At 71.5% G+C, this 19,877-nt stretch carries 18 protein-coding genes; 8 read left to right on the forward strand and 10 right to left on the reverse strand.

Going from position 1 to position 19,877, the window contains the following annotated elements; genetic code table 11:
- Positions 1-9: 9 nt before the first annotated feature.
- Both BCL76_RS01245 and BCL76_RS01250 read right to left on the reverse strand, forming a co-directional pair.
- A complete protein-coding gene (locus BCL76_RS01245) occupies positions 10-2,475 on the reverse strand; it encodes a Tex family protein (RefSeq protein ID WP_109777377.1) in 2,466 nt (821 codons plus the stop codon).
- An 84-nt stretch (positions 2,476-2,559) separates the two neighbouring features.
- Positions 2,560-3,423: an SCO6745 family protein gene (locus BCL76_RS01250; protein ID WP_109777378.1), complete on the reverse strand. Its 864-nt coding sequence runs from the start codon at positions 3,421-3,423 to the stop codon at positions 2,560-2,562.
- A 367-nt stretch (positions 3,424-3,790) separates the two neighbouring features.
- Between BCL76_RS01250 and BCL76_RS01255 the strand changes: the two genes are divergently transcribed.
- Positions 3,791-5,338: a M1 family metallopeptidase gene (locus BCL76_RS01255; RefSeq protein WP_109777379.1), complete on the forward strand. Its 1,548-nt coding sequence runs from the start codon at positions 3,791-3,793 to the stop codon at positions 5,336-5,338.
- Positions 5,339-5,395: 57 nt separating this feature from the next.
- Here BCL76_RS01255 and BCL76_RS01260 read toward each other — a convergent pair whose 3' ends face one another.
- Positions 5,396-6,292: an oxygenase MpaB family protein gene (locus BCL76_RS01260; RefSeq protein ID WP_109777380.1), complete on the reverse strand. Its 897-nt coding sequence runs from the start codon at positions 6,290-6,292 to the stop codon at positions 5,396-5,398.
- A 131-nt stretch (positions 6,293-6,423) separates the two neighbouring features.
- On the opposite strand from BCL76_RS01260, the gene sph reads away from it, so the two are divergent.
- A complete protein-coding gene (gene sph, locus BCL76_RS01265; RefSeq protein ID WP_109778283.1) occupies positions 6,424-7,413 on the forward strand; it encodes a sphingomyelin phosphodiesterase in 990 nt (329 codons plus the stop codon).
- A 178-nt stretch (positions 7,414-7,591) separates the two neighbouring features.
- Here the strand turns inward: sph and BCL76_RS01270 are convergent, their stop codons facing one another.
- Both BCL76_RS01270 and BCL76_RS01275 read right to left on the reverse strand, forming a co-directional pair.
- Positions 7,592-7,906 (reverse strand): 4a-hydroxytetrahydrobiopterin dehydratase, encoded by a 315-nt coding sequence (locus tag BCL76_RS01270; protein ID WP_109777381.1) that lies wholly within the window; start codon positions 7,904-7,906, stop codon positions 7,592-7,594.
- A gap of 1 nt (position 7,907) precedes the next feature.
- Complete coding sequence (locus BCL76_RS01275) at positions 7,908-9,155, reverse strand: Twin-arginine translocation pathway signal (RefSeq protein WP_258309198.1); 1,248 nt, start codon at positions 9,153-9,155, stop codon at positions 7,908-7,910.
- A 177-nt stretch (positions 9,156-9,332) separates the two neighbouring features.
- On the opposite strand from BCL76_RS01275, the gene BCL76_RS01280 reads away from it, so the two are divergent.
- The 4 genes from BCL76_RS01280 (at position 9,333) to BCL76_RS01290 (ending at position 10,571) form a co-directional block, all read left to right on the forward strand.
- Complete coding sequence (locus BCL76_RS01280; RefSeq protein ID WP_109777383.1) at positions 9,333-9,551, forward strand: hypothetical protein; 219 nt, start codon at positions 9,333-9,335, stop codon at positions 9,549-9,551.
- Positions 9,548-9,703: a hypothetical protein gene (locus BCL76_RS38740; RefSeq protein ID WP_181382391.1), complete on the forward strand. Its 156-nt coding sequence runs from the start codon at positions 9,548-9,550 to the stop codon at positions 9,701-9,703. The genes BCL76_RS01280 and BCL76_RS38740 overlap by 4 nt, the downstream gene beginning before the upstream one ends.
- A gap of 117 nt (positions 9,704-9,820) precedes the next feature.
- Positions 9,821-10,333, forward strand: coding sequence for a glycine-rich domain-containing protein (locus tag BCL76_RS01285; protein WP_258309200.1), 513 nt, complete (start codon positions 9,821-9,823; stop codon positions 10,331-10,333).
- A gap of 31 nt (positions 10,334-10,364) precedes the next feature.
- Positions 10,365-10,571 carry a hypothetical protein gene (locus BCL76_RS01290; RefSeq protein ID WP_109777384.1) on the forward strand — a complete coding sequence of 69 codons (207 nt, stop codon included), beginning with the start codon at positions 10,365-10,367 and terminating at the stop codon, positions 10,569-10,571.
- Positions 10,572-10,608: 37 nt separating this feature from the next.
- Here the strand turns inward: BCL76_RS01290 and BCL76_RS01295 are convergent, their stop codons facing one another.
- From BCL76_RS01295 to BCL76_RS01305, 3 genes are all read right to left on the reverse strand, one after another.
- Positions 10,609-10,797, reverse strand: a complete 189-nt coding sequence (locus tag BCL76_RS01295; RefSeq protein ID WP_109777385.1) for a helix-turn-helix transcriptional regulator — start codon at positions 10,795-10,797, stop codon at positions 10,609-10,611.
- Positions 10,798-10,996: 199 nt separating this feature from the next.
- Positions 10,997-12,712 carry a BCCT family transporter gene (locus BCL76_RS01300; RefSeq protein ID WP_109777386.1) on the reverse strand — a complete coding sequence of 572 codons (1,716 nt, stop codon included), beginning with the start codon at positions 12,710-12,712 and terminating at the stop codon, positions 10,997-10,999.
- Positions 12,713-12,849: 137 nt separating this feature from the next.
- Positions 12,850-14,715 carry an AMP-dependent synthetase/ligase gene (locus tag BCL76_RS01305; RefSeq protein ID WP_109777387.1) on the reverse strand — a complete coding sequence of 622 codons (1,866 nt, stop codon included), beginning with the start codon at positions 14,713-14,715 and terminating at the stop codon, positions 12,850-12,852.
- 85 nt (positions 14,716-14,800) lie between these two features.
- Between BCL76_RS01305 and BCL76_RS01310 the strand changes: the two genes are divergently transcribed.
- Entirely contained in the window at positions 14,801-15,532 is a 732-nt protein-coding gene (locus BCL76_RS01310) for a MerR family transcriptional regulator (protein WP_109777388.1), read from the forward strand.
- Positions 15,533-15,619: 87 nt separating this feature from the next.
- A complete protein-coding gene (locus BCL76_RS01315; RefSeq protein ID WP_109777389.1) occupies positions 15,620-16,294 on the forward strand; it encodes a maltokinase N-terminal cap-like domain-containing protein in 675 nt (224 codons plus the stop codon).
- 54 nt (positions 16,295-16,348) lie between these two features.
- Here the strand turns inward: BCL76_RS01315 and BCL76_RS01320 are convergent, their stop codons facing one another.
- Entirely contained in the window at positions 16,349-18,520 is a 2,172-nt protein-coding gene (locus BCL76_RS01320; RefSeq protein WP_109777390.1) for a 3-hydroxyacyl-CoA dehydrogenase NAD-binding domain-containing protein, read from the reverse strand.
- 51 nt (positions 18,521-18,571) lie between these two features.
- Positions 18,572-19,786: an acetyl-CoA C-acetyltransferase gene (locus tag BCL76_RS01325; RefSeq protein ID WP_030771506.1), complete on the reverse strand. Its 1,215-nt coding sequence runs from the start codon at positions 19,784-19,786 to the stop codon at positions 18,572-18,574.
- Positions 19,787-19,877 lie beyond the last annotated feature (91 nt).

Raw genomic sequence — 19,877 nt, forward strand, 5'->3', positions numbered from 1 at the left:
TGACGGCCCCTACTTCTTGCGGCGCTCCTCGGGTGAGGTGAGGCCCGCGCGGCGCAGGGCGTCCGCCATGGCGCTGTTGGCGGGGGCGGGAGCGCCACCGCCCTGTCGACGACCTTGACCGCCCTGACCGCCCTGACCGCCTTGGCCGCCCTGACCACGCTGGCCGCGCTCGCCCTGGCTCTGGTTCCGGCCGCCCTCGCGGGCACCGCCGGACCCGCCGCGCTGCTGAGGCGGCCGGCCACCGCCGCCGCCCCGCCGGTCCTCGCGCTGCCGGGGAGCTCCCGCGCCGCGCTCCGCCCCGGCCTCGTCCTCCAGCCGCAGGGTCAGCGAGATCCGCTTGCGCGGGATGTCCACGTCCATGACCTTCACCCGGACGATGTCGCCCGGCTTGACCACGTCCCGGGGGTCCTTGACGAAGTTCTTCGACAGCGCCGAGACGTGCGCGAGCCCGTCCTGGTGGACACCGATGTCGATGAAGGCGCCGAAGGCGGCCACATTGGTGACGACGCCCTCCAGGATCATCCCGGGCGCCAGGTCGCCGATCTTCTCGACGCCCTCCTTGAAGGTGGCCGTCTTGAAGGCCGGGCGCGGGTCGCGGCCCGGCTTCTCCAGCTCCCGCAGGATGTCCGTGACGGTGGGCAGACCGAAGGCCTCGGTGACGAACTGCTCCGGCCGCAGCGAGCGCAGCACACCGGAGTTGCCGATCAGGGCCGCCACCTCGCTGCCCGCCGTCTTGGCCATGCCCCGGACCACCGGATAGGCCTCGGGGTGCACGCTGGAGAAGTCCAGCGGGTCGTCCCCGCCGCGGATCCGCAGGAAGCCCGCGCACTGCTCGTACGCCTTCGGGCCGAGCCGGGCCACGTCCTTGAGCCCCTTGCGGCTGCGGAAGGGGCCGTTGGCGTCGCGGTGGGCCACGATGTTCTCGGCGAGGCCGCCGCTGATGCCCGACACCCGCGAGAGCAGCGGCGCGGAGGCGGTGTTGACGTCCACGCCGACGCCGTTCACACAGTCCTCGACGACCGCGTCGAGCGAGCGCGAGAGCTTCACCTCGGACAGGTCGTGCTGGTACTGGCCGACGCCGATCGACTTCGGGTCGATCTTGACGAGCTCGGCGAGCGGGTCCTGCAGACGGCGCGCGATGGAGACGGCGCCGCGCAGCGACACGTCCATGTCCGGCAGTTCCTGCGAGGCGAAGGCGGAGGCGGAGTACACGGAGGCGCCCGCCTCCGAGACCATCACCTTGGTGAGCGTCAGCTCCGGGTGCCGCGCGATGAGGTCCCCGGCCAGCTTGTCGGTCTCGCGGGAGGCCGTGCCGTTGCCGATGGCGACCAGCTCGACGGCGTGCTCCTTCGCCAGGCGGGCGAGCTTGGCGAGGGACTCGTCCCACTTGTTGGCGGGGACGTGCGGGTAGATCACGTCCGTGGCCACGACCTTGCCGGTCGCGTCCACGACGGCGACCTTCACACCGGTACGGAAGCCCGGGTCCAGGCCGAGCGTCGCCCGGGTGCCGGCGGGGGCCGCGAGCAGCAGGTCGCGCAGGTTCGAGGCGAAGACCCGTACGGCCTCGTCCTCGGCGGCCTGGCGCAGCCGCATCCGCAGGTCGATGCCGAGGTGCACCTGGATCTTCGTACGCCAGGCCCAGCGGACCGTGTCGGCCAGCCACTTGTCGCCGGGGCGGCCGCGGTCGTTCACCCCGAAGCGGCGGGCGATCATGCCTTCGTAGGTGGACGGGCCGGGTACCTCGGAAGGCTCCTCCGGCTCCAGGGTGAGGTCGAGGACGTCCTCCTTCTCGCCGCGCAGCATGGCGAGGACGCGGTGCGAGGGCAGCGCGGTGAACGGCTCGGCGAAGTCGAAGTAGTCGGCGAACTTGGCGCCCGCCTCCTCCTTGCCGTCACGGACCTTCGCCGCGAGCCGGCCGCGGCCCCACATGCGCTCGCGCAGCTCGCCGATCAGGTCGGCGTCCTCGCCGAACCGCTCGGTGAGGATCGCCCGGGCGCCGTCCAGGGCGGCCGCCGGGTCGGCGACGCCCTTGTCGGCGTCGACGAACGCGGCCGCGGCGGCGGTCGGTTCCACCGAGGGGTCGGCCAGCAGGCCCTCGGCGAGCGGCTCCAGACCGGCCTCGCGGGCGATCTGCGCCTTGGTGCGCCGCTTGGGCTTGAAGGGCAGGTAGATGTCCTCCAGCCGGGCCTTGGTGTCGGCCGCGGCGATCCGCGCCGCCAGTTCGTCGGTGAGCTTGCCCTGCTCCCGTACGGAGTCCAGGACCGCCGCGCGGCGGTCCTCCAGCTCCCGCAGGTACCTCAGCCGCTCCTCGAGGGTGCGCAGCTGGGCGTCGTCGAGCATCTCCGTCGCTTCCTTGCGGTAGCGCGCGATGAACGGCACGGTGGAGCCGCCGTCGAGCAGCTCGACGGCGGCCTTGACCTGCCGCTCCCGTACGCCGAGCTCCTCGGCGATCCTGCCTTCGATGGACGTCGTCACGATCGGGTCCCGCCTGCCTTCGTTTGCACTGGAAGGCTGCCAATTGTGGCAGGTGGCGGTGGCGGACGGCGGGAGCCCTGTCCGTCAGGCCCTGCCCATGAGGTCCCGCGGGAAGGCGCCCGCGGTCACGGCCTTGAGGACGAGGGCGCCGCCGAGCTCGGTGAGGCGGGCCAGGCCGTCCGCGCCGAGGTGCTCGTACGGTGCGGCGTCGAGGCGGTCGGTGTCGCTCTCCAGCCGCTCGCGCAGGGCCGTGCCCTCCTCGGTCAGATCGCCGTCGGCGTCGAGGACGCCGCGCTCGCGCAGCCGGCCGGCCGCGGCGTCGAGGTCGTCCTGCGTCCAGCCGCGCATGGTCTTGAGCCACTTCGGGGTCATGCCCTTGCCGGTGGCGGTGTGGCTGACCAGGGCCTCCACCGGGTCCAGGCCCGCGAGGAGCAGGGCGGCGAGGTGGCCGTCGCCGCGGTGCTCGCGCAGCAGGGTGGTGGCGTGCCACAGCCGCAGGTGCGGTTCCTCGGGTACGGGGAGGTCGGCGTGGGCCGCGTACAGGGTGCGGGCGTGCCGCGTACAGCCCTCGGTGGCCCGCATCGCCAGGTCGGCGGCCTCGGCCACCTCGGGGGACTTCACGGTCTCGGCGCCGAGGAGCCGGGTCAGGGCGGCGTCGGCCGCGCACAGCCGGGCGGCGAGGGCCTCCTCGGGAGCGACGGCGTCCCAGACGGCGGGGAGGTGCCGGGCGACGAGGTCGTGCCGGTAGTTGTAGAAGGTGGCGGTGACCGCCCCGGCCCCGACGGCACCCATCGCGGCGGAGCGGTGCGCCAGGTTGACGGCGACGGGGTCGGATATCCCGTGGGCGGCGAACTCCTCGGCGATCTCCGGCGAGAAGTAGACGGTGGAGTGCAGCGGATTGACGGCGGCGTGCCAACAGCGTCGCGCGGCGAGCGGATGAAGGGTCATGCGCGGCAGGTTACCGACTGTTCGGTATGGCGGGTAGACACCGCCGCGCTGGGGCGGGTGTGCCGTGCGGGGGCGTCGTGTCGATCCGGACGTTCCCGCGGGCGGGGTCGAGCGTTCGGTGGTGGTGTCGGGGGCGGGACTTCGGGCGGACGGAGCGCAGGTCGGGGCGGGTGTGCCGGGGTCGGTGGCGCCCGCGTGGGCGGGCTCGTCACCCCGCCGAGCGCGGACGCGTGTCGGCCGAATGGCGATCGTGTGACAGCAGGGGCCATGGACATGACCTGAGCGGTCAAGGGTGAATACGGTCGAGCGACAAGGCCTTGGACCACTCTGTGAACCGATCTGTCTCCCCTACCACTTGGAGTCATTCGTGCACCGTAAAGTCATCGCCCCGAGCGTGCTCGCCGCTTCCCTCCTGCTGGTGATCCCGGCGTCGGCTGCGGGTTCGGGTTCGGGCGCCCCGGGTATCGGCGATCCCTATTACCCGGCCAGCGGCAACGGCGGATACGACGTGTCGCACTACGACCTGCGCCTGCAGTACCAGCCGAAGACGGACCTGCTGGAGGGCACGGCCACGCTGCTGGCCACCGCGAAGCAGGACCTGTCGCGCTTCAACCTGGACTTCGGCCTCCAGGTCAGCGAGATCCGGGTCAACGGGGTCAAGGCGAAGTTCGCCGCGTCCGGCTCCCACGAGTTGGAGGTCACCCCGGCGAAGCCGCTGGCGCGCAACACCCCGCTGTCCGTCGTCGTCAAGTACGCCGGGAAGCCCTCCGAGCTGAAGGTGGACGGCTGGACGGCCTGGCAGCGCACCCCCGACGGCGGGGTCGCGGCGCAGGAGCCCGACTCGGCGGTCTGGTGGTTCCCGAGCAACGACCACCCGCTGGACAAGGCCACCTTCGACGTCTCGATCAACGTGCCCGACGGCACCCAGGCCATCAGCAACGGCGTGCTGCAGTCCCAGACCTCGCGGCTCGGCTGGACCCGGTACAACTGGCGTTCCAACAAGCCGCAGGCCACCTACCTGGCCACCCTCGCCGTCGGCAAGTTCGACATCACCACCGACAGGACGGCGAGCGGACTGCCGATCCTCAACGCGTACAGCAAGGACCTCGGCGACAACGCGGGCGCGGCCCGGGCGAGCGTGGAGCGGACCGGGGAGGTCGCCGAGTGGCTGGAGGGGGTCTTCGGGCCGTATCCCTTCAACGCGCTGGGCGGCTACGTGCCGAACGTGACCGCCGGTTTCGCCCTGGAGACCCAGACCCGGCCGTTCTACGGTCCGGCCCAGTTCCGGGGCGGCGCCAACGTCTCGGTGGTCGTGCACGAGCTGGCGCACCAGTGGTACGGCGACAGCGTGTCCGTCGAGGGGTGGAAGGACATCTGGATCAACGAGGGCTTCGCCCGCTACAGCCAGTGGCTCTGGTCGGAGAAGGAGGGCGAGGGCACGGCGCAGGAGCTGGCCGACTGGGCCTACTCCCTGCGCCCGGCCGAGGACGCGTTCTGGCAGGTCAAGCCGGGTGACCCGGGGCCGGAGAACCAGTTCCACGGGGCCGTCTACGACCGCGGCGCCATCGCACTGCAGGCGCTGCGCAACGAGATCGGCGACGAGAAGTTCTTCGAGATCCTCAAGGGCTGGCCGACCGAGCGCGCCTACGGCAACGCAAAGGTCGGGGACTTCGTCCGGTACGCCGAGAAGGTCTCGAAGAAGCCCCTCGCGCAGCTCTTCGAGACCTGGCTGTACACCCCGGGCAAGCCGGAGGCCTCGGCGCTCAACCCGTCGGCGGCGAAGCCCGCAGCCCGCTCGTCGCAGCAGTCGGCCCCGGCGAGGCCCGCCGCGGAGCCGAGGTCCTGGAAGAAGATCGCGGAGACGAACACGATCCACGACACCGAGCACGGCTCCGGGCCCGGCCACCGGCACTGAGTCCGCACCGCACGCGGCCCCCGCATCCGGCGGGGGCCGCCCGCGTACCGGGGGCCGTCAGCGGCGTCCGGCGTGCCAAGCGGCCCGCGCCCGGTGGGCGATCGGCAGGTAGCGCAGCCGCTCCGGCAGCAGGGGTACGAGGAGCCGTACGGCCGTGCTGAACCGCCGGAGCGTGCGCTCCTGGGCCGGGCTCCACTCCAGCCCGATCGCGGCGCGTGCCTCGGGCGGCATGTAGCCGACGGTGACGAAGGCCCGTAGGCGCAGGAAGGCGGCCCGCAGAACCGGCCAGGTCAGCCGCAGCAGCAGGCGCACGGCGGGCGAGTCGACCCCCGGCCGGGGCAGTCGCACCTCGGTGGAGATCAGCTCGCGGGCGACCGCGGTGGGCTCGATCTCCTCGGCCAGCATCCGGCCCCAGTACGTCCAGTACTCCTCGATGCTCTGCGGCATGTCCCGGTCGCGCAGCCCGAGGATGCGCCCCACCTGGAGCCACTCCTGGTAGAGCTGCCGCTCCTGGGCGGGGGTGAAGCGGCGCAGCAGGTAGCGCCCGGCGTAGAGGTAGACCGGGAAGCCGGTGGCGTGGACCCAGGCGTAGCAGGCGGGGTCGAGGGAGTGGTAGCGGCGGCCGCGGGTGTCGGTGCCCTGGATGTCCTTGTGCAGGCGGCGCACCCGACGGCCCTCCTCGGCGGCCTCCTCCCCGCCGTACACCCACAGCTGGACCGAGCGCAGGGAGCGCTCGCCGCGGCCCCAGGGGTCGGTGCGGAAGACGGAGTACTGGTCGACGCCGGCCGCGATCGCGGGGTGGGCGACCTGCATGGTGAAGGCGGCGGGCAGCATCAGCAGGGCCCGGACGTCACCGGCGATGGTCCACAGCACCCCGCCGGGCGGCGGCGGCTCGGGGTCGGTGCGGCGCGCGGCCGCAGGTCCGGCGGGGTGTACGGGGTCCGTCTTCGTCATACGACAAGTATGCGAGCACCGGACGGTCGTCCTACGGACAGAAAGTCTCTGCACGGGTGTTACCCAGAGGTAACTGCTGCTGCTTGTATGACGGGCGTCGATCTTCCCCCGCAGGAATGATGGAGACCTCCATGCTGCTTTCCTCGCCCCGCTCGCGCCGCGCCGCCGCCACGGCCGTCGCCGCGGTCGCCGCAGGCGCGCTGGCCGCCACCACCGCGCCCGCCGCCTCGGCGGCGGAGACCGCCGCCGCGCCGCGGCTCAGCGTCCTGTCGTACAACGTGTTCCTGATGAGCAAGAACCTGTACCCGAACTGGGGCCAGGACCACCGGGCCGCCGAGATCCCCAAGGCCTCCTTCTACCAGGGCCACGACGTGGTCGTGCTCCAGGAGGCCTTCGACAACAGCTCCTCGGACGCGCTGAAGGCGAACTCCGCCGCGCAGTACCCGTACCAGACCCCGGTCGTCGGCCGCAGCAAGAGCGGTTGGGACGCCACGGGCGGCGCGTACTCCGCCACCACCCCGGAGGACGGCGGGGTCACGATCCTCAGCAAGTGGCCGATCCTGCGCAAGGAGCAGGTCGTCTACAAGGACGCCTGCGGCGCCGACTGGTGGTCCAACAAGGGCTTCGCCTACGTCGTGCTGAACGTGAACGGCACCAAGGTGCACGTGGTCGGCACGCACGCGCAGTCCACCGACCCGGGCTGCGGCGCGGGCGAGGCCGCGGAGATGCGCGCCCGTCAGTTCCGCACCGTGGACGCCTTCCTGGACGGGAAGAACATCCCGGCGAACGAGCAGGTCATCGTGGCGGGCGACCTCAACGTCGACTCGCGCACCCCCGAGTACGCGAGCCTGCTCGCGAACGCCGACCTGGCCGGCGCCGACAGCCGCACCGGGCACCCGTACTCCTTCGACACCGCGCTGAACTCGATAGCGAACTACCGCTACCCGACCGACCCGCGCGAGGACCTGGACTACGTCCTCTACCGCAAGGGCAACGCCCGCCCGGCGGGCTGGGAGAACAACGTGGTCAAGGAGCAGTCGGCGCCCTGGACGGTCTCCAGCTGGGGCACCTCCTACACCTACAACAACCTCAGCGACCACTACCCGCTGATCGGTCGCTAGGCCGCGTCGGCCAGAAGTGACAGCTCGGCGAGTTCGGGGCGACTTCTCGTACACGCCGAGTCAGCAGTCCACCGGCGTCAGCAACACCGGCAGGGCATTCCAGCGGTACGGCGCCTCCTGAACAGCACCATGCCCCCTCTCGCCTTCGGGCGGGAGGGGCGCTTTCGTGCGTCCGGGGTCAGTCCAGCGGCAGGGCCTGATGCGCCGCGACGATCACGTCGATGCGCTGGGCGAGGTCGAAGTCGGCTGCGGTGAGCCGGTTCCCTGCGTCGTGCGTGGTGATGCCGGCACGCAGGTGGTCGATCCTCAGGTCGAGGTCGGCGTGATGCTGGATCCGCCGCGACCGGTCGGCGATCGTCACGATCGCAGCCACGGCCGCGTGGTAGCGGATCGGGTACGTGCGGGTGATCTCGTCACCCACCTGCTCCCACCCCGGCAGCGCTGCCAGGTGCTCGGCGATCTCCTCGTGCGTCAACGGCTTCGGTACGCCCATGTCAGCTCCCCTCGTTCACGGGCCCCAGCACCTCGGCGAGGTCCCGGCCTACTGGGGCATCGTGCCACGGCCGCATGGCCCGCTCCAGCGCCCCGAGTTCACGCAGCATCCGCACCGACCGGGTCTCGACCGCGATGGTCGCTGCCTCGCGCGCGATCTCGACGGCGTGGTCCGGGTTCCGCGAGACGGCTACCGCAGTGGCGTGCCGGGCCAGGTACACGCCGCGGTCCCGGCGCGCGGTGGCGGGCACTGCGGCGAGGACCTGGGTCCACAGCCGGTCGGCTTCCGAGCCGAGGCCGAGCCGGCCGTAGCAGGTGGCCCGCTGCACCTCCAGGTATCCCGGTGTCCGCCGGCAGGCGTTGCCCCATGGCAGGTCGTCGTCGACGCGGGCGAGCAGCCCGTCTGCGGTGTCGATGAGCCGGTCGACCGCGTCGCGGTCTCCGGTGAGGCTGGCGCCGTGGGCCTGCTGCTGCATGGCCATGATCCTCACCTTGGGCACGAGGAGGTCCGCGTCGTCGAGGGCGGCCTCGCACAGGTCGATGACGCCGTGGCCGTCGCCGAGGTCGGTCCGTACCTGGGCCTGGTTGACGAGGGAGTAGCCGATGAGGTGAGGGTCCCGGGACCGGACCGCTATTTCCTGCGTGACCCCGCGCCAGAACGCGGCGGCGCCGAGGTCGCCGGCGTCCTGGTACAGCCATCCGACGAGCGCCGCGTACGCGGCTCCGACGCTGAGCAGGCGGCGCCGGGTCTCGCCGCGCGCGCTGCGGACGAGTTTGTCGATGAGCTGGTACTGGGCGGACACGGTCCCGATGAGGTCGTGCGGGCCGAGGAACATGTCAGCGCGGTAGTGGCCTTCCAGCTGCTGCTGGAAATAGTCGATCAGGGCCGGGTCGACGTGCTGGGTGGCGACGGGCCCGGGCATCAGAGCGGCTGCGGTGACGGAGACGAATGTCCTGCGTTTCAAGTCGTCCTCTTGATGTGCCTCGGGGCGGATCCATCCGGCGGGCGCCGTGAACCCCAGTTCCTCGGGCCAGCGGCCGAGCGCGTCGTGGAGCACGGTGGCGGTTTCGTCCGGCGGCCAGCCGGGCGTGCCGCTTTCCCAGCGGCGCCACGTGCGCGCGCTGACGGTGTAGTGCGGATCGTCGAGGAACCGTTGTCCGTGCGCCTGGAGCTGGGCTGCGGCCTGCTCCATGGTGCGCCAGGCGACCCGGAGCCGGGCGGCCCTGAGCGCGTCGTTGCGGGGGCTCATGCCCCCAGTGTGAGGTGTCATCGCGCCTGTCCCCGGCCGTGGCCGCCACGTGGCCACGGATGGCCATGGGATGGCCTATCTGCCCATGTGTGTGCCGGCCCATCATCCTCGTGTGGCCCTGAACTCGGCAGGCAAATGGGCCACTTCACCCGCTGACGACGGTAGAGGGAGCCCGGCATGGACACCCCGCACGACGCGAACCAGCACGTTCCGCACGACCTACTCAACCGGTCGGTGCGTGACATTGCGTCGGGTACCGAGGGCATCCTCATGGCGGTCGTACACGAGAACGTAGGCACCCTCGGGGACCACTGGATGGACATCGCCTACATCCGGCCGGAACGCGGCGGCGTCGAATTCACCACGGCCGCCGCAAATATCGAAGCTGCTCGATGACGACCGACGAGATCACGTGGCAGCGGGCCGACGTCCGCCCGCCCGAGCCGTGCCCCTGCGGGGCCAGGCCGCTGCCGCTGGGCGGGCCCGAGGGCGGCGCCGTGGTCCACGCGGAGGGCTGCCCTCAGGGCGGCCGGTACGGCATCACGTAGCCCGTCCGGGCCGTCGTCAGCACCCCGATCTCCCGCCCCGCGCGTCTGGCAAACCCCCCGTCGGGTGCCCGGGGCGGGCCCATCGCACCATCGGAACCGACCACCGAGGAGCACACCATGACCGCTGCATGCGCCACCGGCCCCCAGAAGCCGCCGCCGCCCCGCACTCTGCTCACTGACGCCCAGTTCAACGACGTCCGGGCCACCGTGCTGGACAACAACCCCGGCATGGAAGCCGAGATCGCGTCCCGGATCCTCATCGAGTCCATCAAGTTCGTCGTCGCGGCGAGCCTGTTCCCGACGGTGCCGATCGCCCCGACCCGCGAGGTTGACGAGGGCTGGCACGCGCTGATCCTGCACACCCACTTGTATGCCACCCTGTGCAGCCGACTCGGCCGGACCGTTCACCACTACCCGGAGCGCCCGGACGCGTCCCGCCACGCCCCCGACGTCCTGACCCGCACGATGGCCCTGATCGAGCAGGCCGGGTACACGCCGGATGCTGAGCTGTGGGTGGGTCCGGACCGGTCGTTGGTGGCGGTGGCCGCGAACTGCAACCACACGCCGGTCCCAGGCGGCTGCGGCCCGATCAACCCCGGTAGCTGCGCCACCCACGGCGGCGGGGAATAGGCTCGGCTCCACACCGCAGAGAGGCGAGGGCATGACTCCGCAGCAGGCATTCGAGGTACACGCCGCCATGCGGCAGCACGGCATCGCGGGAGACGTCACCCCGGTGACGCCGGACGATCCGGAGAGCACGTGGATCGTCCTCGACGCGGACGGCCGGGACGTGACTGCTCGGGTCCTCGCCAGGGTTGCCGGAGCGCGCGCCCGGCGACCCGAGCGTGGGTTCGTCATCGCGCGCTGATCCGAGACCGCCCCGACCGGCTGCGCGCCGGCCGGGGCTACCTGTTGGGGTCGAGACGCACCAGTTCGGAGAGCTCAACATTCAGCACGTCGGCGATGACGGTGAGGGTGTCGAGCCTGGTGGAGGCATGTCCGCGTTCGATTCGGTTGAGGGTGTGCCGTTCGATGCCCGCTCGGAGGACGAGCTCCTCTTGGGTCAAGCCGGCCGTTTGCCGCGTCTCGCGCATGGCGTAGCCGACCTGTCGTCTGCGGGTGATTACCCACTCTGCGGGTCGGTCCGGTGGCACCGTTCAACAGTCGCCAGTCCATGATCATTCGTCTGTACCGGTCGCTGAGGACTCGCTGTCGGGCCGGACCGGAGCGGGCGGACCCCGCCTTGGTCCGGTCCGACAGCCCCGCCGGCCGGCGTCGCCGTCGCCCCCGCCATCAGCTCCGGCCGTCGGGTGGCGGGGACGCCGCCGGCGGCCGGGCCTCGTCCTCCTCCGGTTCGCCGGACGGGCCGATGCGGATCTCGAACGCGCCGCCGTACTCCTCGTGGCCCGCGGCCACGGCCACCGCCACGGCTTCCTCGCCCTGTTCGCCCTGGATGATGAGCGGGTCCTTGCGCAGGTCGCGCATGAGTGCCACGCACATGCCGATCATGACCACGGTGAACGGCGCCGCCACCAGGATCGTCAGGTTCTGCAGTCCGGCGAGCGCGTCGCCCTCGCCGTTGCCGATGAGCAGCATGACGGCCGCGACGGCGCCGGTGACCACTCCCCAGAAGACGACCACGGGCTTGGCCGGTTCGAGGACGCCCTTCTGCGAGAGCGTGCCCATCACGATGGAGGCGGCGTCCGCGCCGGAGACGAAGAAGATCGCGACGAGGACCATGACCAGCAGGCTCATCACGGTGGCCGCGGGGAACTGCTGGAGCAGCCCGAAGAGCTGGCCCTCGGGGGTGCTCTCGCGGGGGAGGTCGCCGCTCTCCTGGAGCTTCATGGCGGTGCCCCCGAAGACGCAGAACCACAGCAGGCTGACCGTGCTCGGTACGAGGATGACGCCGCCGATGAACTGCCGGATGGTGCGGCCGCGACTGATCCGGGCGATGAACATGCCGACGAACGGGGTCCAGGAGATCCACCAGGCCCAGTAGAAGACCGTCCAGCTGCCCAACCATTTCGCGACCTCGCCGGCGCCGGTGGCCTCGGTGCGGCCCACGAGCTGGGGGAGGTCGCCGAGGTAGGCGCCCAGGGACGTGGGCAGGAGGTCGAGCACGATGATGGTCGGCCCGGCGATGAACACGAAGACCACGAGCACGAGGGCGAGCACCATGTTGATGTTCGACAGCCACTGGATGCCCCGCTCCACGCCGGAGACCGCGGAGGCGACGAAGGCGACGGTCAGGACGGCGATGACGGCCACGAGCAGTCCGGTGCCGACCGATTCCATCCACCCCAACTGACTGATGCCGCTGCCGATCTGGAGGGCCCCGAGGCCCAGCGAGGCGGCGGAGCCGAAGAGGGTGGCGAAGATCGCCACGATGTCGATGACCCGGCCGGCGCCGCCGTGGGCGTGCCGGGCGCCGATCAGCGGCTCGAACACGGCACTGATCGTCTGGCGCCGGCCGCGCCGGAAGGTGCTGTAGGCGATGGCGAGCCCGACGACCGCGTAGATGGCCCACGGATGGAGCGTCCAGTGGAACAGGGTGGTGGCCATCGCCGTCTGCATCCGCTCGGCGGAGTCGACCGGATGCGTGCCGGGCGGGGGCGTCCCGTAGTGCGCCAGGGGTTCGCTGACGCCGTAGAACATGAGGCCGATGCCCATGCCGGCGCTGAACATCATGGCGACCCAGGAGACGGTGCGGAACTCCGGTACCTCGTCCTCTCGGCCGAGGCGGATCCGGCCATAGCGGCTGATGGCCAGCCAGAGGGCGAAGACGACGAAGCCGCTGGCGGCGAGCATGAAGGCCCAGCCGCCGTTGTGGATGAGCCCTTCGAGCAGGGTGCTCGACACGCTCTCCAGCGAGTCCGTCGCCACGGCGCCCCAGAGGACGAAGGCGAGGGTCAGGCCCGCGGTGACCCCGAAGACCACCTTGTCCGTGCGGGAAGACTGATCGGCCGACAACGAAGCCCCCTTCCCCGAAGGGCTGGAACCGCACATCCTGACAGAGCATTATGTTCTTCATATTTAAGCTCATGTCGGACAGTTAGGGGCGCAGGGCGGCCGCGCGGCGGTTCACCCGCCGCGCGGCGCCGGTGCGGTGGGCCCGATCCCGCCCACCGCACCGGCGCGTCCGGCTACGCGGACTCGTTCGCCTCCCCGTACGACTCCTCGTACGGCTCCTCGTACAGGCCGTCGATCAGTGCGCCGTACTTGTCCCGGACCACCCGACGGCGGAGCTTGAGCGAGGGCGTGAGTTCTCCGCTCTCGGGGCCCCACTCCTCGGTCAGCAGCCGGTACCGCTTGATCTGCTCGGTCCGGTTGAGCCGGGCGTTGGCCGCCGCCACCGCGCGGGCGATCTCCTCCCGGACGGCGGGGTGCGCGGCGAGCTCGGGCGGGGAGGCGGCCTCGATGCCGCGGGCGGCGGCCCAGACGGGCGCCAGCTCCGGGTCCAGGACCAGCAGGGCCACGAGGTAGGAGCGGCCGTCGCCGTGCACCAGGGCCTGGCCGATCAGCGGGTGCTCCTTGACCGTGTTCTCCACCAGGGCGGGCGAGACGTTCTTGCCGTTCGAGGTGATGATCAGTTCCTTCTTGCGGTCGGTGAGCCAGAGGAACCCGTCCTCGTCGAGCCGGCCGATGTCCCCCGTCGGGAACCAGCCCGCCGGGTCCGCGGCGCTCTCCACCGAGCCGTCCGGCCGCAGGTAGCCACCGAAGACGGTCGCCCCACGGGTGAGGATCTCCCCGTCCTCGGCCAGCCTCACCTCCAGGCCCTCGATCGGGCGGCCCACCGAGCCGAGCCGGAAGCCGTCCGGGCTGTTGACCGTACACACGCCAGAGGTCTCGGTGAGCCCCCAGGCGTCCATGATGGTGATGCCCCAGCCCGCCCAGAAGCGGACCACGTCGATCGGCATCGGCGCGGTGGCGCTGGCCGTCCACATCAGCCGGTCCATGCCCGCGAGCCGCAGCAGCGGGTCCAGCACCTGCTCCTTGGCCCCGGCGTACGAGGCTTCGAGCGCGGCCGGCACCTCCTCGCCGCGCTCCCGATGGGCGGCCCGGGCGCGGGCCAGGTCGTTCGCGGCCTCGATCGCCGCGCGCTGTGCTTCGGGAAGCTGGGCGAGGACCGCGCGGACCGAGGCGGCGAGCTTCTCCCACACCCGGGGCACGCCGAAGAACTGCACCGGACGCAACTCGCGGACCGCCCCCGACACGGCGGCGGGATCCGCGCACAGCCGTACGTGCGAGGCCCGCAGCAGGGGCAGGTAGATCCCGAGGACCCGCTCGGCGATGTGCGCGAAGGGCAGGTAGCAGATGTGCTCGGCGTGCTCGGGCAGGTCCACGTGCCGGTCGAGGCGGATCGCCTGGAGCATCAGGTTGCGGTGGGTCAGCCGCACGCCCTTCGGGTCCCCGGTGGTCCCGGAGGTGTAGACGACCGTCAGCGGGTCCTCGGGGCGCGTCTCCCGCCAGGCCTTCTCGAAGGCGTCGGCGCGGTGGAGCCGGGCACCGCCGGCGTGCAGGGAGCCGTAGGTGGAGTGCTCGCCGGCCTCGGCGGCCTCGGCCACGACGAGACGCTCCAGGGGCACGTCGGGGTCGGCCAGCAGCGGTTCCCACCGCAGGAGTTCGCGGGCGCCCTCGACGACGGCGACCCGGGCCCGGCTGTGCCGGGCGATGTGGGCGATCTGCTCGGGCGCCGAGGTGCCGTACACGGTGACGGGCACGGCGCCGAGGTGGACGAGGGCGAGGTCGCTGAGCCAGTGCTCGGGGCGGTTGCCCATCATCATCAGCACGTGTTCGCCGCGCTCGACACCGAGGGCGGCGTATCCGGAGGCGAGGACGGCCACCTTGCGGCGCACCTCGCCCCAGGTGAGGGTCGTCCACCCGTCGGCGTCGGGGCCGGTCCGCCAGGAGAGGGCGGGGAGCTCCCCGTGCTCGGCGGCGTTGCGGGCCAGCAGGGCCGGCAGGGTGATCTCTTCGGGTCGTCCGGGCAGTCGCAGGTTCGTGGTCATGGGCAGCTCCTGGCCGTTTCACATCGTTGGTGCGACAGCAATACTGTTGAACCCAAGCTGTGGAGCAGAGAGCGAGGCGCAGACGATGGCCGACCAGGCACCCGAGCCGATGCTCACCGTCGACGAGCTGGCGACCAGGGCGGGCGTCACCGTGCGCACCGTTCGTTTCTACAGCACCCGCGGACTTTTGCCCCCTCCCGTGATCGGCCCTCGTCGGGTGGGGCACTACGGGCCGGAACACCTGTCCCGGTTGGCGCTGATCGAGGAGCTGCAGCACCAGGGCATGACCCTGTCCGCCATCGAGCGCTATCTGGACGCGTTGCCGGACGACCTGAGCGCCCACGACCTGGCGATCCACCGGGCGATGGTGTCCAGTTGGGCTCCGGACGCGGCCCAGGAGGTGTCCCGGGAGGAGTTGGAGAAGCGTGCGGGCCGGAGCCTGTCGGACACCGATGTCCGGCGGCTGACGGCGATGAACGTGCTCGCCGCCGCCGGGGACGGGTTCCGGGTGGACGTGGGGCTGCTGAGGCTCGGGGTCGCGCTGCTCGACGTACCGATCGCCCACGAGACGATCCTGGCGGCACGCGGGGTACTGATGGAGCACACCCGGTCGGCGGCGCACGAGTTGACGGCGCTGTTCCGGGACGAGGTGTGGGGGCCGTTCACCCGGGACGAGAGTGATCCGGAGCGGGTGGAGTCGATGAAGGCGCTCTCCGCGCACATGCAGCCGATGGTGGTCCAGGCGCTGGTGACGGCCTTCCAGCGGTCGCTACGGGAGGAACTGCGGGCGGCGTTCGCCTCGGAACCGGAGACGTAGCCGGGGCGGACCGTGGGGCGCGCGGCCGCGCGGCCGGCAGGCTCCCCTGCCGGTCGTCACCGCTGCCGCCCGGGTAGGTTGCGGATCATGGCTGTCATCCACCGCACCACCATGTCGCCCGGCAAGCTCGAACTCCTGGCCGGCTGGTTGCCCCTGCGCCCCTGGTACCGGGGCGGCTCGGGCGGTCCCCGGCTCGCCAAGGCCGGTGGTTTCCGGCTGGACGACCCCGAGGGCGAGGTGGGCATCGAGTTCATGGTGGTCACCGACACCGCCGGGGACGAGCCGGTGAGCTATCTGGTCCCGCTGACCTACCGCGGAGCACCGCTGAAGGGCGCCGAGGACGGCCTGATCGGCACCTCCGAGCACGGGGTGCTGGGCCGTCGCTGGATCTACGACGGGGCCCACGACCCGGTCCTGGTCGAGCAGTTGCTGTCCCTGCTCGCGGGCCGTACGACGGCCCAGGACCAGAACGCGAGCGACGCCCCCGACCCGACGGTCGAGGTCCTCGGCGAGGGGGCCGGGGTACAGCACGGCCTGACCGGCCCCGGGACGGTGACGGACACCGCCGACGCGAGCCTCGTCACCGTGGGCCCGTTCATGTCGGAAGGGCCGGTGTCGACCCTGACCGTGTCCCGCGTGCTGCTCGACGGTGTCGCCCCGGCCGGTGACGGCGCGGGGCGACGGGTCCTGGCCGGATGGACCGCCCCGGACGGCTCCCGACGGCACGGGGTGTTCGCCCACCTGGCCGTGTCCGAGGGCTGACCGGAGGAACACCTCGGGCCCGCCCCCGCGGGCGGGCCCGAGGCCGTCACCGGATCAGTCCGTGTACGTCTCGCCGCGCTCCGCCTTCGCGACCAGCGAGGCCGGCGGGATGAAGCGCTCGCCGTACGTGTCGGCGAGCTCACGCGCCCGGGCCACGAAGCCGGACAGGCCGCCCTCGTAGCCGTTGATGTACTGGATCACGCCGCCCGTCCAGGCCGGGAAGCCGATGCCCATGATGGAGCCGATGTTGGCGTCGGCGATCGAGGTGAGCACGCCCTCGTCGAGGCAGCGGACGGTGTCCAGGGCCTCGGAGAAGAGCATCCGCTCCTTCATGTCCTCGAACGGGATCTCGTACCCGGGCTTGGCGAAGTGCTCGCGCAGGCCCGGCCAGATGCGGGCGCGCTTGCCGGCCTCGTCGTACTCGTAGAAGCCCGCCCCGCCGCTGCGCCCGGGGCGCCCGAACTCGTCCACCATGCGGTCGATGACCGCGTCGGCCGGGTGCTCGGTCCACGCCTTGCCCTCGGCCTCGAAGGCCTTGCGGCTCTCGTTGCGGATCTTGCGCGGCAGGGTGAGGGTGAGCTCGTCCATCAGCGAGAGCACCTTGGCCGGGTATCCGGCCTGGGCGGCGGCCTGCTCGATCGAGGCGGGCTCGGCGCCCTCGCCGATCATCGCGACGCCCTCGTTGATGAACTGTCCGATGACGCGCGAGGTGAAGAAGCCGCGCGAGTCGTTGACCACGATCGGGGTCTTGTTGATCTGGCGGACCAGGTCGAAGGCGCGGGCGATGGCCTCGTCGCCGGTCCGCTCCCCCTTGATGATCTCCACGAGCGGCATCTTGTCGACGGGCGAGAAGAAGTGCAGGCCGATGAAGTCGACCGGCCGCGACACGCCTTCCGCGAGGCCCGTGATGGGCAGCGTGGAGGTGTTGGAGCACAGCAGCGCGTCCGGCTCGATGACGTCCTGGATCTCCTGGAACACCTTGTGCTTGAGCGCGGTGTCCTCGAAGACGGCCTCGATGACGGCGTCGCAGCCCGCGAGGTCGGCGGCGTTCGCGGTCGGGGTGATCCGGGCGAGCAGCTCGGCGCGCCCCGCCTCGGTGGTCCGGCCCCGGGAGAGCGCCTTGTCGAGCAGCTTCTCGGAGTACGCCTTGCCCTTGGCGGCGGCCTCGGCGGTGACGTCCTTGAGCACCACCTCGATGCCCGCGCGGGCGCAGGAGTAGGCGATGCCGGCGCCCATCATCCCGGCGCCGAGGACGGCGACCTTGCGGACCTTCCGCGCCTCGACGCCCTGCGGGCGGCTGCGGCCCGCGTTGACGGCCTGGAGGTCGAAGAAGAACGCCTGGATCATGTTCTTGGCCGTCTGGCCGGTGACCAGCTCGGTGAAGTAGCGGGCCTCGATGGTCAGCGCGGTCTCGAAGTCCACCTGGGAGCCCTCGACGGCGCAGGCCAGGATGTTGCGCGGCGCCGGGTACGGGGCCCCGTTCAGCTGCTTCTTCAGGTTGGCCGGGAAGGCCGGGAGGTTGGCGGCGAACCGCGGGTTGGACGGCGTACCGCCCGGGATCTTGTAGCCGGGTACGTCCCAGGGCTGCTTCGACTCGGGGTTCGCGTCGATGAAGGCGCGGGCCTTGGTCAGCATCTCCTCGGGGGTGGCGGCCAGTTCGTGCACGAGGCCGTTGTCCAGGGCGCGCTGCGGGGAGTACTGGGTGCCCTGGAGCAGCACCTTCAGCAGCGCGTCGGCGATGCCCATCAGGCGCACCGTACGGGTGACACCGCCACCGGCGGGGAGCAGGCCCAGGGTGACCTCGGGCAGGCCGATCTTGGAGCCGGGCGCGTCGAGGGCGACGCGGTGGTGGGAGGCGAGGGCGATCTCGTAACCGCCGCCGAGGGCGGCGCCGTTGATGGCGGCCACGACGGGCTTGCCGAGGGTCTCGATCCGGCGCAGCGAGCGCTTGATCTCGGTGCCGGTGTCGAAGGCGATCTGCGCGTGCTCGGGGCGGAGCCGGATCATGTCCTTGAGGTCGCCGCCCGCGAAGAAGGTCTTCTTGGCGGAGGTGAAGATGATGCCGCGGATGGAGTCCTTCTCGGCCTCGGCGCGGTCGGCGATCGCGGCGATGGAGTCCTTGAAGGCCTGGTTCATCGTGTTCGCGGACTGGTTGGGGTCGTCGAGGATCAGGGTGACGACGCCGGTCTCGTCCTGTTCCCAGCGGATCGTGGTGGACTCGCTCATGGTCACTGCTTTCGTTTCGGAAGGTCCGGTGGGCAGGGGGAACAGGTCGGATCAGAGGCGTTCGACGATGGTGGCGACGCCCATGCCGCCGCCGACGCAGAGGGTGACGAGCCCGTAGCGCTTGTCCTGGCGCTCCAGCTCGTCGACGATCGTGCCGAGGATCATCGCGCCGGTGGCGCCGAGCGGGTGGCCGAGCGCGATGGCACCGCCGTTGACGTTGACCTTGTCGAGGGACAGGCCCATGTCCTTGACGAAGCGCAGGACGACGCCGGCGAAGGCCTCGTTGATCTCGACCAGGTCGATGTCGTCGATGGTCAGCCCGGCCTTGGCGAGGGCCTTGCGGGTGGCCGGGGCCGGACCGGTGAGCATGATGGTGGGCTCGGAGCCGGAGACGGCCGCCGAGACGATCCGGGCGCGCGGGGTCAGGCCGTTGCGTTCGCCCGCCTCGCGGGAACCGATGGCGACGAGCGAGGCGCCGTCGACGATGCCGGAGGAGTTACCGGCGTGGTGGACGTGGTCGATCTTCTCGACCCAGTGGTACTTCTGCAGCGCGACCGCGTCGAAGCCGCCGAGGTCGCCGATGTCCGCGAAGGAGGGCTTCAGCTTGGCGAGGGTGTCGGCGGTGGTGCCGGGGCGGACGAACTCGTCGTGGTCCAGGACGATCAGGCCGTTGCGGTCGGTGACCGGGACCACGGACTTCGCGAAGCGGCCGTCCTTGATGGCGGCGGCGGCGCGCTCCTGCGACAGGGCCGCGTACTCGTCCACGTCGCGCCGGGAGAAGCCCTCGATGGTGGCGATCAGGTCGGCGCCGATGCCCTGCGGGACGAAGCCGGTGTCCCAGTTGGTCATCGGGTCGGCGAACCAGGCGCCGCCGTCGGAGGCCATCGGGACGCGGGACATGGACTCCACGCCGCCGGCGAGGACCAGGTCCTCCCAGCCGGAGCGGACCTTCGCGGCGGCCAGGTTGACGGCCTCCAGGCCGGAGGCGCAGAAGCGGTTCTCCTGTACGCCGGCCACGGTGTCCGGGAGTCCGGCGGCGATGGCCGCGATCCGGGCGATGTCGGAGCCCTGGTCGCCGACCGGGCCGACGACGCCGAGCACGATGTCGTCGATGGTGGCGGGGTCCAGGCCCGGGTTGCGCTCGCGCAGGGCGTCGATGAGTCCGACGACCAGGTCGATCGGCTTGGTGCCGTGCAGGGCGCCATTGGCCTTGCCGCGGCCGCGCGGGGTGCGGATCGCGTCGTATACGTAAGCTTCGGTGCTCACTGGTCAAGCCTTTCGGAGGTGTCCAGGGGGAGGAAGGAGGAGCTCGGCGGTAGCAGGAGCTCGGCGGAGGTGGGAGTGCGGCGGAAGAGGG

The sequence above is a fragment of the Streptomyces sp. CG 926 genome (assembly GCF_003148825.1).
GTDB lineage: Bacteria > Actinomycetota > Actinomycetes > Streptomycetales > Streptomycetaceae > Streptomyces.

What these genes read in the sequence shown, in the direction of transcription:
- BCL76_RS01250 (WP_109777378.1), bottom strand. Translation starts at nt 3,423, where the DNA reads ATGACCCTTCATCCGCTCGCCGCGCGACGCTGTTGGCACGCCGCCGTC.
- BCL76_RS01260 (WP_109777380.1), bottom strand. Translation starts at nt 6,292, where the DNA reads ATGACGAAGACGGACCCCGTACACCCCGCCGGACCTGCGGCCGCGCGC.
- sph (WP_109778283.1), top strand. Translation starts at nt 6,424, where the DNA reads ATGCTGCTTTCCTCGCCCCGCTCGCGCCGCGCCGCCGCCACGGCCGTC.
- BCL76_RS01270 (WP_109777381.1), bottom strand. Translation starts at nt 7,906, where the DNA reads ATGGGCGTACCGAAGCCGTTGACGCACGAGGAGATCGCCGAGCACCTG.
- BCL76_RS01275 (WP_258309198.1), bottom strand. Translation starts at nt 9,155, where the DNA reads ATGAGCCCCCGCAACGACGCGCTCAGGGCCGCCCGGCTCCGGGTCGCC.
- BCL76_RS01280 (WP_109777383.1), top strand. Translation starts at nt 9,333, where the DNA reads ATGGACACCCCGCACGACGCGAACCAGCACGTTCCGCACGACCTACTC.
- BCL76_RS38740 (WP_181382391.1), top strand. Translation starts at nt 9,548, where the DNA reads ATGACGACCGACGAGATCACGTGGCAGCGGGCCGACGTCCGCCCGCCC.
- BCL76_RS01285 (WP_258309200.1), top strand. Translation starts at nt 9,821, where the DNA reads ATGACCGCTGCATGCGCCACCGGCCCCCAGAAGCCGCCGCCGCCCCGC.
- BCL76_RS01290 (WP_109777384.1), top strand. Translation starts at nt 10,365, where the DNA reads ATGACTCCGCAGCAGGCATTCGAGGTACACGCCGCCATGCGGCAGCAC.
- BCL76_RS01295 (WP_109777385.1), bottom strand. Translation starts at nt 10,797, where the DNA reads ATGCGCGAGACGCGGCAAACGGCCGGCTTGACCCAAGAGGAGCTCGTC.
- BCL76_RS01300 (WP_109777386.1), bottom strand. Translation starts at nt 12,712, where the DNA reads ATGTGCGGTTCCAGCCCTTCGGGGAAGGGGGCTTCGTTGTCGGCCGAT.
- BCL76_RS01305 (WP_109777387.1), bottom strand. Translation starts at nt 14,715, where the DNA reads ATGACCACGAACCTGCGACTGCCCGGACGACCCGAAGAGATCACCCTG.
- BCL76_RS01310 (WP_109777388.1), top strand. Translation starts at nt 14,801, where the DNA reads ATGGCCGACCAGGCACCCGAGCCGATGCTCACCGTCGACGAGCTGGCG.
- BCL76_RS01315 (WP_109777389.1), top strand. Translation starts at nt 15,620, where the DNA reads ATGGCTGTCATCCACCGCACCACCATGTCGCCCGGCAAGCTCGAACTC.
- BCL76_RS01320 (WP_109777390.1), bottom strand. Translation starts at nt 18,520, where the DNA reads ATGAGCGAGTCCACCACGATCCGCTGGGAACAGGACGAGACCGGCGTC.